This is a genomic window from Bacillus sp. TE8-1 (genome assembly GCF_008368855.1).
Lineage (GTDB): Bacteria > Bacillota > Bacilli > Bacillales > Bacillaceae_G > Bacillus_A > Bacillus_A cereus.
Map to the genome: position 1 here is coordinate 1 of NZ_QPET01000055.1, position 10,165 is coordinate 10,165.

A 10,165-nucleotide genomic window follows, 5' to 3' on the forward strand; every position below is an offset into this window, starting at 1 on the left:
TGCTTGCTTTTGTTAGTTTATGAAGTTAATTTTGTAAAGAATGGAGGAGAATATCATGGCTGAAAAAAATGATTCTGGATATGGTTGGGGTTATGGTCACTGTGGTTTTGCTTTATTAGTGGTGTTATTTATTTTGCTTATAATTATTGGAGCAAGTTGTTTCGGTGGCAGAAGCTGTAGTTAAGTGACACCTTGCTTATTCCTTCAAAGTTAAGGATTGTTTTACATAATGTAAAGCGATCCTTAACTAATATAATATATGATAGAAATATAAAAATGTTAATTATGAAAGGAGAAAAAATGGAATCTACCCCATATCTCAACAAAAATGTTTCCTGCCAAGTTTCATCTATTCAAAAAAATAAAGGAAATTCAAAAAAAAACCAAGCATCGATGATTAAATCCATTCCCTCTTCTCCAAAAACATCAAAGCAAATAAAGAATAAAACGAACGAAGAACCAAAGGGAAAATCTACTACATCTTCTCCGCTCCAAATTAATATTCCTTATTTCAATATACAAATATCTTCAACAGAGTTATTGAACATTGCTAAATCTGTAGTTATACAAACACTATTAAAAAAAATTCAGGACCCAGTATTTTTAATGAACCTTTTAAATAGTGAAGGTGGAAAAAAAATATTTAGTTTAGTAGGTAATGTCTTTAATGATACTAGTACGAAATCTGAAAAAGAAACTGATTAAAATTATCTTCAATCATCCTAATATGATACCTTAATATCTCTACTGTTTTAAACAACACACTAAAAAGGAGGATGAAAATGGGAAGTAATAGTTTTTTTATTTTAACGGTGATTCTGTTTATTCTTCTCATCATTATAGGGAAATCTTACATTGTGGATCCAATAGACCCTGGTTTTTCTGAAAAAAATAAATAATTCTATTTTTAACTTTATAATCCTAGAATTCTACATTAAGAATGATTTACCACCTATACTCATAAACATAAATTATTTGAATATTAAAGAGAATTAAGAGTTGTTCATCTTTTAGAAAAGGGAACTAACCGGGCTTGAATATGGCAGTTAATTATGTATGGCGTTAGAGAGACAATTTAGAAGATATGTGCCTTATAGGCTGTATCAGAGAGAGATATTGAATTAGTACGTTCTAGCTACAAGAATTTAATCTGGATGTTCTGGTAATTAGATTAGAACTCGGTAAATTACTAAGATAAAAAGTGGCAGAATACTGGCCGTTTTTTGGCGGGAAATGTGTCGGTTGTTTTGGAGTTAACGTGTTATATTTGTATTGTGAGTAGTGGCGGAAACGTTGTTTGAGTGCCTCTTGATAATTGAAATTAGATAGTTATGAATGATAGTGATGGTTGTAGATTGAAAAGAAGAAATTTCTTGAGTGTATATTCAATTTTGATTTACACCGTATAAGCGGTAGATGAATGTAAGAAGATTGAAATTTTATTTTTTGTATTTTAAATATAAAGCTTATATATGTATATTTTGTACCTTGTTAGGGAGAGGGGAAATGGAAGATAAGATTAAGGAATATGTAGATGGGGTTTATGAGCCTGCTAAAGAATGGGTAGTTAAAAAGAACAGGATATCAACGACGATGTTACAGCGTAGATTTAGAATTGGGTATACGAAGGCTGCTAAAATTATTAATCTTTTGGAAGAAAATAATATCATCGGGACAGGTGAATGTAGAGAGCCGAGAATAGTCTTAGTAAATAAATAGCATCCATCCGGGTGCTTTTTATTTTGGAGGAATGAAGGATGTAATTACTATTTTAAGAAATGTGACGATATATGTGAATGGTGAAGAATCGTTAGAAGGTCTTGAACATTTAATTGAAAAGGATGATGAAAAATGAAACTAACTAAACAAGAACAAGCGGTTGCAATTGGTACTTTCATTTCAATGTTAGGACAGGACCTTGTGAATGAGCGTATCAATAAACAGAAATTAGAAAATGCAATTCCAATCTTTAATGAGTTGGAAGATAATACAACGCCAAAGCAAAAGAGAGAAGCGATGGTTAGTTTGTTAGATAAAACCATGGATGAGTTCTTAGTGACGAATGATGAAAGAATATAAAACCAAACAACAGAAGCGTAAGTTCTATGACAGTGGTGAGTGGAAGAGTATACGTGAACAAGTAAAGAAGCGTGACAACTTTGAATGCCAGGAGTGTAAGCGTAACGGACGAGTTCAAACAGATACCGATGAGTACAGTGAGAGTGCAAAGCGTAAGAAGATTCAACTCGTTGTTCATCATATAAAAGAACTTGAACATCATCCTGAACTTGCATTAGAAATGGATAATCTAGAAACAGTCTGTGTGGATTGCCATAATAAAGAACATGGTAGAGTATTCGAAAAGAAAATCAACAAATGGGAACACGATGAAAAATGGTAAAAAAGAATCAGTAATAATACCCCCCGGTTCAAGAATTGGGCTTTTTTTCGTCTAAGGGGCACCGGAGGAGGGGGTCGATTTTTCAAATTTATAAGCAAATTCGCGCGTTATATCAAATTGGAAAACGATGTAAATCAGAAGGGAGGGATATTGTGGCTAGAGTGAAGCGTGAAACAATGAGAAAAAGGATTGAAAAGGATCTAACAAATCAATTGAAAGAAAAAAAGATTGTAGGTAATCATTATACCGACTTAATTCAAGACTATTTATCGTTGTGGGATTTAAAGTGTATTCTTGTTGATGATATTGAAGAAACAGGAATAAAAGTATCTGGCATGCATGGTCCGAAATCCAATCCTTCTATTAATGATTTACACAAAACAAATGATCGAATGATAAAGATTTTAGATGCACTTGGATTAGAAGCATCGGCAGAAGAAAAGAAAGTTCCTTCAAAACCTGTGCGCTCAGTTAAAGATTTAACATGATTCAAAATAAATATGTCACTGAATATATTGAGATGTATCGCGCAGGGAAAATTAAGCTGAATAAAGAGCGCATAATGCTAATTGAGTACCTGGAGAAATACATTTTAATACGCGATGATTTGTATTTCGATAATGAAATGCATGAGGACTATATAAAATTCACTGAGAAATGGTACTTTGAATTGCAAGCATTTCAAAAGTTCCTAACAGCATTTGTTTTTCTTTTCTATAAAGAAGATGATTCTGTTTTTTACGAGCAATTTTTAATTATGATGGCTCGTGGTGGTGGGAAAAATGGTTTAATTTCATCGTTATGCCATTTCTTTATTAGTCCGCTACACGGAATAGATCGATACAATGTTTCAATTGTGGCGAACAACGAGAAGCAGGCTAAAGTTTCTTTCCGTGAAGTCTATGATGCTATTAAAGGAAAAGAAATACTAGAAGATATGTTTTATCGAACTAAGGTAGAGATACTGAGTAACGATACGCAAAGCATTATGCAATATCATACATCTAATGCTGGTTCTAAGGATGGACTTCGTGACGGTTGTGTTATTTACGATGAAATACATCGATACGAAAACTTTGATGTAGTAAATGTATTCTCTAGTGGACTTGGAAAAGTGCCAAATGCTAGAGAATTTTTTATTGGTACAGATGGCTTTGTCCGCGACGGATTCCTGGACAAAACGAAAGAGCGAGCGATGAACATTCTAAAGGGAAAAGATTTAGAAGATCCATTATTCCCTTTCATTTGCAAGATAGATAATCCAGAAGAAATTGATAATCCTGATGTATGGGAAAAAGCGAATCCGATGTTTAGTGAGCCGAGAAGTTCTTATGCTAAACAATTATTTAAAAAGGTATTAACTCAATATAAACAATTAGAAAATAATCCTTCAAACCGTGAAGAATTCATCACAAAACGTATGAATTACCCTGAAACAGATTTAACAAAGTCTGTAGCTTCATGGGAAGAAATAATGCGTACTGGTTTTGAAGAAGATGGAGAAACGCTTAGAGAAGTTCCTGATTTAAAACATAAAGTAGCTGTAGGTGGACTCGACTTCGCCAGCATCAAAGACTTTGCTGCGGTCGGTTTACTATTTAAACATGGTGAAGATTATATATGGAAAGGTCATTCATTTGTACGTAAAGGATTCTTGGACAAGGTGAAATTAAAAGCACCTATATATGAATGGGCTGAAAATGGTTTACTAACTATTGTGGATGAACCAGTTATTAATATCTCTCACATTGTAGATTGGTTTGTAAAAATGCGTGAGATATACGGATTTAACACAATAGTAGCTGATACTTTCCGTCTTGATCTTGTTAAAACAGCACTTGAAGCTGAAGGTTTCATATTGTTATATATTCGTAATCCAAAAGCGATTCATTCTTTATTAGCACCAAGGGTTGAAACTTTATTTGCCAACAATCGTATTATTTTCGGAGATAATCCATTAATGCGTTGGTACACCAACAATGTTTACGTCCATATTAAAAAGGACGGCAACAAAGAATATCTGAAAAAAGATGAATTTAAGCGCAAAACAGATGGATTCCAAGCCTTTATCCATGCATTATGGCAAGCGGATAACATTCTTGTTGATGAATTCGATTTTATGTTAGACGGTATTAAATTCTAATAAAGGAGGTGATAATCATTGGATGGCTAGATGCGGTTTTTAAAAGAAATAGTGAAGTAGGATTTATGTTTGATGTGGAAATGTTTATTGAGAAAGCCAATAGAGTACACATGAAGCGACTGGCGATTGATACCTGTATATCCTTTTTAGGGAGAACAATTAGTCAGTCAGAATTTAGAGTGAAAAATGGTGAAGAATTTGAAAAGGATGAGCTTTACTACCGATTAAATGTCAGACCGAATAAGAATATGACTGCAAGTACCTTTTGGGAGAGTTTCATTTACAGACTTATTTATGATAATGAAGCTTTGATTATCCAAGCGGATGATGGTGATTTACTTATTGCTGATGACTTTGAACATAACGAATATGCTGTGTTTGAAGATACTTTTACAAATGTCACTGTAAAAGATTATCAGTTTAAGAGAAGTTTTAAACAAAGTGAAGTCATTCATTTAAGATACAGGAATGATAAGTTATCACCTCTTATCGATGGTTTGTTTACTGATTATGGGGATTTATTCGGTAGAATATTAAGTTCTCAAAAACGTAAGAATCAAATTCGCGGAACAGTTGATATGGACATGCTCGCTGCAAAGAGCAAAGAACACCAATCAAAACTGCAAGAGTTTATTGATAACATGTACAAAGCGATTGGAGAAAAAGATGTCGCTATCATTCCGCAACAACCAGGTTTTAAGTATGCTGAAACGTCAGGTGGAGCAAGTTCTGGGCAGAGTGTGGAGGAAATTAATAAAGTAACAAATGGCTTCTTAAATCAAGTAGCAATGGCTTTTGGTATTCCGACTGCTTTGATATATGGTGAAATGGCTGATGTTGAGAAGCAAACGAAAAATTATATGCTTTTCACAGTGAAACCTTTATTAAAAAAGATTTCTGATGAAGCAAACGTTAAATTTTTTGAAGAAGAAGAGTATCTTTCAGGTCAAAAAATTGAAGTTAAAGCTGTTTCTTATCAAAGTATATTTGACCTTGCGACAAGCATTGATAAACTCATTTCTTCAAGTGCATTTACAGGGAATGAGATTCGATTAGAAGTAGGATATGAAGTTTCTGATGATCCTAACTTAAATACACACCATATTACGAAAAACTATACGAAACTAACTGAAACTGAAGGAGGTGAGAATACAAATGACGGTGAAAATTGACGTTAAAGGACCAATTATTTCGAATGATGAAGCGTGGATTTATGATTGGTTTGAAATGGATGCTACAAGCCCAGGTAAGATTACAAAACAATTGGATAACGCAAATAGTGAGGATTTAATTGTATCTATCAATAGTCCTGGTGGTTATGTAGATGAAGGTTCGGAAATTTACACAGCATTAAAAAATTATCCTGGTCATGTAGAAGTTCAAATTGTTGGTTTAGCAGCAAGTGCAGCTTCTGTAATTGCGATGGCAGGTGATAAAGTTCGAATTTCTCCAACAGCAAAAATCATGATTCACAACGCTGCTAAGTGGCATGGTGGAGATCATCGTGACATGGAAAAGGCGGCTGAGATGTTAAAAATAACAGATCGAGCAATTGTAAATGCCTATGTCATTAAAAGTGGTAAATCAGAGGAAGAATTACTTAACATGATGGCTGAAGAAACTTGGATGGGTCCGCAACAAGCATTAGAAAACAATTTCGCGGATGAAATCATGTTTATGGAGAATCAGGTTAAAATGACAGCTTCAACGGCTACTGCTGCCATGCTTCCGCAAAAAGTAATCGATGGCTTTAGAAATGGAACCATGAACAAAGGTCAAGGAATCACAAAAGAAGATTTAAATGCAGCATTATCAGGATTAAAAAATGAAATCCTGAATGATTTACAAAACAATATAGAAGAACAACCAAAGGAGCCGAATCCTAAACCTGTAAAAAACGGTGGGATTAAAGGGCTCCTTTTAAAATTATAAAAAAATGGAGGAAACACATAATGGTTATTAAATTTAATAAATCTGAAGCATTTAATAAGGCAAAAGCAAAATTGACGGATACTTTAACTAACGCGGAAAGTACAGAACAAGAACAAACGTCAGCGTTTGAAGGTTTCTTTGATGCACTACAAACAGATGTAGCAAATACTGTTCGTGAACAAGTAAATAACGATATGCTTGATCGTTCAATTTTACAGCAACGTGGTCAAAATGTTTTAACTTCAGCAGAAACAAAATTCTTCAATGCAGTTGTTAAAGAAGGTGGATTTACAGATGGCTCAATTCTTCCTGTAACGACTCAAGAGCGTGTGTTTGAAGATTTAGTTACGGAACATCCCTTATTAGCTGAAATTGGTTTGCAAGATTTAGGAGCAGTTACGAAGTTTATTTATTCTGATGCAACGAAGGCGTATGTATGGGGTGAATTATTCGGTGAAATCCGTGGGCAAATTGATGCCATCTTCAAACAAGAAAAAATTGGTCAACTTAAATTAACTGCATTTGCAGCAATTCCGAATGATATGAAGGAGCTTGGACCGGAATGGATTGAACGTTACGTTCGAACTGTTTTAGTAGAAACATATTCTGTCGGTCTAGAATTTGGTTTTATTAATGGTGGCGGATCTGTAGCACATCAACCAGTTGGTTTAATGAAAGATGTAAATCCAGAAACAGGTGCTGTTACTGATAAAAAATCTTCTGGTAAACTAACATTTGCTCCGTCTGATAAAGGGGTAATTGTAGCAGGCGAACTTTATGAAGTAGTAAAAGCTTTATCTGTTGATGCAAAAGGGAAATCCAGAAAAGTATTAAATAAAATTGTAATGGTAGTTAACCCGATTGATGCGATTGGCGTACAAGCACGTAATACAATCCAGACCGCAACAGGTCAATGGGTAATGGCATTACCTTATAACATCAAACCTGTCGAGTGTGAGGAAGTTCCTGTTGGTAAAGCATTATTCTTTGTAAAAGGACAATATATTGCTGCAATCGCAGGTGGATACAAGCTAAAAGAATTTGATCAAACATTAGCTTTCGAAGATGCTACTCTTTATACAATTAAACAATTTGCTAACGGGAAACCGAAAGATAATAAAGCGGCTCTTGTTTACGATTTAGAAATTTCATTTACACCACCAACTCCACCAGCAACTAAATAAGGAATGATGTGAATGGATACAGTAATTTCAAATGAAATATTACAGGAATTTAAAGATAGGATGCACTTGGGTGATGAGGAAGATGATAACCTAAAGCGCATCCTTTCTACGTCTAACAAGGCATTACTTAGGGTTTGTGGGAATTATGATTTAAATAAAGACGAGGAGTTCAAAGAATTAGTCTTTGAACGTTCTCGTTATGTTTATAACGATGCATTAGAGTATTTTGACAAGAATTTTTTAAGTCAAATTAATAGTTTAGGTATCGATAAAGCATTAGAAGAAATTAAATTGGACGGTGATTAATATGCGTCCTTTTCAGTACAAGAAACCACTGAATACAGGTGATTGTAGAAATCGAATTATCATTGAGCAACCTGAAGTAATAAAAGATGATTTGAATCAAGAAGTTGAAACAGGTAATTGGCAAGAAGTAAAAAAAGCATGGGCAATGATAAAAACGGTAAAAGGTTCAGAGTACATTGAAGCTTCGGCTTCACAGTCTACACGAATTTATAGATTTGTAATTCCTTATACAACAGGAATTACAGAATTAATGCGAATTAAAATGAAGGATCGTATCTTTGATATTATCGAACCGCCAATGAATGATGATGAAATGTATCAAACATTGACTATTATCGCAAAGGAGCATATTTGATATGAATGATTTTGCGAGCGAACTTGCTAGAGAATTGCAAAGATATGCAAATGTTGTGGAAGAAGAATTACTGACAGCGCAAGAAGAAGTTGCTGATGTTGCTGTAGAAAAATTAAAGCAAGGTAGTCCTAAAAAAACAGGGGCATATCGTAAAGGATGGCGTAAAAAAAAAGAAGGTAATGGTGTTGTCGTCCACAATTCACAAGGACAATTAACGCATCTTTTAGAAAATGGACATGCGAAAGTCGGAGGTGGGCGTGTTCCCGCTCAAGTGCATATTCGTCCAGTTGAAGAGTATGTAATTAATGAATTGCCAAGACGTATCGAGAGGGCGGTTCAAGAATGACATTAGGTGAATTAACAAAAATCCTTGAAGCTACAGGTTATCCTGTGGCTTATTCGCATTTTACAGCAACACCAGGTAAGCCAGTACCAGCGCCACCTTATATATGTTTCCTTGTGGATGGATCAGCAAATTTAATGGCTGATAACAAGGTTTATCACAAAATAAATGATTTAAATATAGAGCTTTATACAACTAAAAAAGATTTAGTCACAGAAGCAAAGCTTGAAAAGATCTTGGACGATCATGAGATACCTTATAATTCGTATGGGACTTTTATTGAATCTGAAAAAATATATCAAAAAATATATGAAACGAGGTTGATATAAATGAATGAAAATAAAGTAGCTTTCGGTCTGAAAAATGTCCACTATGCACTCTATGAAATTAAAGATGGTGCAATTACATTCAGTACACCGATTCGATTACCAGGTGCGGTTGAATTAACCTTTGATCCACGAGGGGATTTAATTGAGTTCTATGCTGATGACATGCTTTACTATGCAGCAAGTAATAACCAAGGTTATGATGGGACGCTATCTATTGCGACTATTCCAGAGCAATTTGCAGTTGATGCATTGGGAGAGGAATTAGACACAGAAGACGGTGTATTAAATGAATTAGCTGACGCTAAAGGAAAACCATTTGCTTTATTGTTTGAATTTGATGGCGATGTACGAGCGACTCGACATGTTATGTTTAACTGTTCAGCAAGTCGTCCAACGATTGCATCTAAAACAAAAACTAATTCAGCGGAGCCAAATACAAATGAGCTTAAATTTGTATCAAGTCCAATTGATATTAATGGAAAACGTATGGTAAAAACGAAAACTACCACTAAATCAAAACAAGAAATCTATGATAATTGGTACAAAAAAGTTTACACAAAAGTACCTGCATTACCGAAAGGGGCGTAAGTGAATGGAAAAGACAATTACAATAGATGGAAAACAAGTCAGATTAAAAGCTACAGCAGCAACAGTTAAACGATATAAAGCGCAATTCAGACGTAATTTATTTGCAGATTTGATGGGTTTAGGCGCAAATAGTGCATTAACTTCACCAGATGGCTCACAACAACCTCTTGATATGTCTAATGTTGATTTAAGCAATGTGGATTTTGAGCTTATTTATGATTTAACTTGGTTATATGCTAAAACCGCTGATCCCAATATTCCTGATCCTATGGCGTGGTTGGATGAATTTGAAGAATTCCCGATTGAAGAAATTATGCCAGAAGTCATGGAATTAGTTCAGCTCACTATGGGAGCAAAAAAAAAATAAAGAAAAATAATGGAGAGCAAGGGACATTTAGTGATGAAGAATTTACTACTGAATTGTTTCTTGCTCTTTGTTATAAAGCAAATTTAACACAAGGTGACTTAGAAGAAATGACCGTTGGTGATTGCTTTGATTACATTGCTGAATTTGCTGAATTAGAGAATCCAGATAAAGAAAAAGTTAAAAAAGCAGGTCAAAAAGACTTCGATTCATTCTAAGA

Annotated in this window: 17 protein-coding genes; all 17 read left to right on the forward strand. The window is 34.3% G+C overall.

The annotated features are described in order from the left end of the window. The first annotated feature begins 40 nt into the window (after positions 1 to 40). Positions 41 to 184, forward strand: a complete 144-nt coding sequence (locus DN404_RS30035) for a YjcZ family sporulation protein (protein WP_255445566.1) — start codon at positions 41 to 43, stop codon at positions 182 to 184. Positions 185 to 300: 116 nt separating this feature from the next. Further along, positions 301 to 705, forward strand: coding sequence for a hypothetical protein (locus tag DN404_RS30040; RefSeq protein WP_149215852.1), 405 nt, complete (start codon positions 301 to 303; stop codon positions 703 to 705). Between the two features lie 77 nt (positions 706 to 782). Beyond that, a complete protein-coding gene (locus DN404_RS30045; RefSeq protein WP_255445567.1) occupies positions 783 to 899 on the forward strand; it encodes a YjcZ family sporulation protein in 117 nt (38 codons plus the stop codon). A 607-nt stretch (positions 900 to 1,506) separates the two neighbouring features. Further along, positions 1,507 to 1,719, forward strand: coding sequence for a DNA translocase FtsK (locus DN404_RS30050; RefSeq protein WP_149215854.1), 213 nt, complete (start codon positions 1,507 to 1,509; stop codon positions 1,717 to 1,719). Positions 1,720 to 1,851: 132 nt separating this feature from the next. Continuing rightward, complete coding sequence (locus DN404_RS30055; RefSeq protein WP_149215855.1) at positions 1,852 to 2,079, forward strand: hypothetical protein; 228 nt, start codon at positions 1,852 to 1,854, stop codon at positions 2,077 to 2,079. Next, positions 2,066 to 2,401, forward strand: coding sequence for an HNH endonuclease (locus DN404_RS30060; protein WP_149215861.1), 336 nt, complete (start codon positions 2,066 to 2,068; stop codon positions 2,399 to 2,401). Before DN404_RS30055 ends, DN404_RS30060 begins: the two co-directional genes overlap by 14 nt. Positions 2,402 to 2,553: 152 nt before the next feature. After that, positions 2,554 to 2,889, forward strand: coding sequence for a P27 family phage terminase small subunit (locus DN404_RS30065; RefSeq protein WP_000124846.1), 336 nt, complete (start codon positions 2,554 to 2,556; stop codon positions 2,887 to 2,889). Further along, entirely contained in the window at positions 2,886 to 4,544 is a 1,659-nt protein-coding gene (locus DN404_RS30070) for a terminase TerL endonuclease subunit (protein ID WP_000615659.1), read from the forward strand. The genes DN404_RS30065 and DN404_RS30070 overlap by 4 nt, the downstream gene beginning before the upstream one ends. An 8-nt stretch (positions 4,545 to 4,552) precedes the next feature. Beyond that, positions 4,553 to 5,716, forward strand: a complete 1,164-nt coding sequence (locus DN404_RS30075; RefSeq protein WP_472926811.1) for a phage portal protein — start codon at positions 4,553 to 4,555, stop codon at positions 5,714 to 5,716. Next, entirely contained in the window at positions 5,700 to 6,476 is a 777-nt protein-coding gene (locus DN404_RS30080; protein ID WP_149215856.1) for a head maturation protease, ClpP-related, read from the forward strand. The genes DN404_RS30075 and DN404_RS30080 overlap by 17 nt, the downstream gene beginning before the upstream one ends. A 20-nt stretch (positions 6,477 to 6,496) precedes the next feature. After that, the gene (locus tag DN404_RS30085) at positions 6,497 to 7,660 is read left to right on the forward strand and encodes a phage major capsid protein (protein ID WP_000234857.1); all 1,164 of its coding nucleotides are present in this window, start codon (positions 6,497 to 6,499) and stop codon (positions 7,658 to 7,660) included. Positions 7,661 to 7,672: 12 nt separating this feature from the next. Beyond that, positions 7,673 to 7,966 carry a hypothetical protein gene (locus DN404_RS30090; RefSeq protein WP_029442425.1) on the forward strand — a complete coding sequence of 98 codons (294 nt, stop codon included), beginning with the start codon at positions 7,673 to 7,675 and terminating at the stop codon, positions 7,964 to 7,966. Position 7,967: 1 nt separating this feature from the next. Continuing rightward, the gene (locus DN404_RS30095) at positions 7,968 to 8,321 is read left to right on the forward strand and encodes a phage head closure protein (protein WP_149215857.1); all 354 of its coding nucleotides are present in this window, start codon (positions 7,968 to 7,970) and stop codon (positions 8,319 to 8,321) included. Position 8,322: 1 nt separating this feature from the next. Beyond that, entirely contained in the window at positions 8,323 to 8,667 is a 345-nt protein-coding gene (locus DN404_RS30100; RefSeq protein WP_149215858.1) for an HK97 gp10 family phage protein, read from the forward strand. After that, positions 8,664 to 8,993 (forward strand): hypothetical protein, encoded by a 330-nt coding sequence (locus DN404_RS30105; protein ID WP_149215859.1) that lies wholly within the window; start codon positions 8,664 to 8,666, stop codon positions 8,991 to 8,993. The genes DN404_RS30100 and DN404_RS30105 overlap by 4 nt, the downstream gene beginning before the upstream one ends. Beyond that, on the forward strand, positions 8,994 to 9,581 hold the full coding sequence (locus tag DN404_RS30110; RefSeq protein WP_001004914.1) for a major tail protein: 588 nt from the start codon (positions 8,994 to 8,996) through the stop codon (positions 9,579 to 9,581). Positions 9,582 to 9,585: 4 nt separating this feature from the next. Beyond that, the gene (locus tag DN404_RS30115; protein ID WP_149215860.1) at positions 9,586 to 9,948 is read left to right on the forward strand and encodes a hypothetical protein; all 363 of its coding nucleotides are present in this window, start codon (positions 9,586 to 9,588) and stop codon (positions 9,946 to 9,948) included. The last annotated feature ends 217 nt before the right edge of the window (positions 9,949 to 10,165 follow it).

Bases quoted from the DNA above. Each gene is read 5' to 3' on its own strand.
- DN404_RS30110 (WP_001004914.1), top strand. From the start codon at position 8,994: ATGAATGAAAATAAAGTAGCTTTCGGTCTGAAAAATGTCCACTATGCA.
- DN404_RS30080 (WP_149215856.1), top strand. From the start codon at position 5,700: ATGACGGTGAAAATTGACGTTAAAGGACCAATTATTTCGAATGATGAA.
- DN404_RS30050 (WP_149215854.1), top strand. From the start codon at position 1,507: ATGGAAGATAAGATTAAGGAATATGTAGATGGGGTTTATGAGCCTGCT.
- DN404_RS30095 (WP_149215857.1), top strand. From the start codon at position 7,968: ATGCGTCCTTTTCAGTACAAGAAACCACTGAATACAGGTGATTGTAGA.
- DN404_RS30055 (WP_149215855.1), top strand. From the start codon at position 1,852: ATGAAACTAACTAAACAAGAACAAGCGGTTGCAATTGGTACTTTCATT.
- DN404_RS30040 (WP_149215852.1), top strand. From the start codon at position 301: ATGGAATCTACCCCATATCTCAACAAAAATGTTTCCTGCCAAGTTTCA.
- DN404_RS30100 (WP_149215858.1), top strand. From the start codon at position 8,323: ATGAATGATTTTGCGAGCGAACTTGCTAGAGAATTGCAAAGATATGCA.
- DN404_RS30085 (WP_000234857.1), top strand. From the start codon at position 6,497: ATGGTTATTAAATTTAATAAATCTGAAGCATTTAATAAGGCAAAAGCA.
- DN404_RS30060 (WP_149215861.1), top strand. From the start codon at position 2,066: ATGAAAGAATATAAAACCAAACAACAGAAGCGTAAGTTCTATGACAGT.
- DN404_RS30045 (WP_255445567.1), top strand. From the start codon at position 783: ATGGGAAGTAATAGTTTTTTTATTTTAACGGTGATTCTGTTTATTCTT.
- DN404_RS30035 (WP_255445566.1), top strand. From the start codon at position 41: ATGGAGGAGAATATCATGGCTGAAAAAAATGATTCTGGATATGGTTGG.
- DN404_RS30090 (WP_029442425.1), top strand. From the start codon at position 7,673: ATGGATACAGTAATTTCAAATGAAATATTACAGGAATTTAAAGATAGG.
- DN404_RS30070 (WP_000615659.1), top strand. From the start codon at position 2,886: ATGATTCAAAATAAATATGTCACTGAATATATTGAGATGTATCGCGCA.
- DN404_RS30105 (WP_149215859.1), top strand. From the start codon at position 8,664: ATGACATTAGGTGAATTAACAAAAATCCTTGAAGCTACAGGTTATCCT.
- DN404_RS30115 (WP_149215860.1), top strand. From the start codon at position 9,586: ATGGAAAAGACAATTACAATAGATGGAAAACAAGTCAGATTAAAAGCT.